Raw genomic sequence first — 403 nt, 5'->3', positions numbered from 1 at the left:
ATGAGATCGTGCTGTCGCTGTATGCCAAAGGGTTGACCACCGGGGAGATCTCGACGCACTTCGCCGAGATCTATGGCGCGTCGGTGTCGAAGGAGACCGTTTCTCGTATCACCGACAAAGTGGTCGCCGAGATGCAGGAATGGGTCAGCCGGCCGCTGGATGAGGTTTATGTGGCCGTCTTCATCGATGCGATCATGGTAAAGGTCCGAGACGGTCAGGTCGCCAACCGGCCGATCTACGCCGCGATCGGAGTCAGCGTCACTGGCGAGAAGGACATCCTCGGGTTGTGGGCCGGCACCGGCGGCGAAGGCGCGAAGTTCTGGATGAGCGTGCTCACCGACATCCGCAACCGCGGGGTAAAAGACGTGTTCTTCCTGGTCTGCGACGGCCTCAAAGGGTTACC

The 403-nt window shown here is 60.5% G+C and carries 1 protein-coding gene; it reads left to right on the top strand.

Annotation, left to right across the window (positions count from 1 at the left end; genetic code table 11):
- Window positions 1-403 (top strand): IS256 family transposase (locus ON34_RS28640; RefSeq protein ID WP_040785370.1); only part of this gene is annotated, 403 nt, incomplete at both ends.

Origin of the sequence: Nocardia pneumoniae NBRC 100136, from assembly GCF_000308755.1 — a bacterium.
Classification (GTDB): Bacteria; Actinomycetota; Actinomycetes; order Mycobacteriales; family Mycobacteriaceae; genus Nocardia; species Nocardia pneumoniae.
This window is presented reverse-complemented; position numbering and strand designations above follow the sequence as displayed.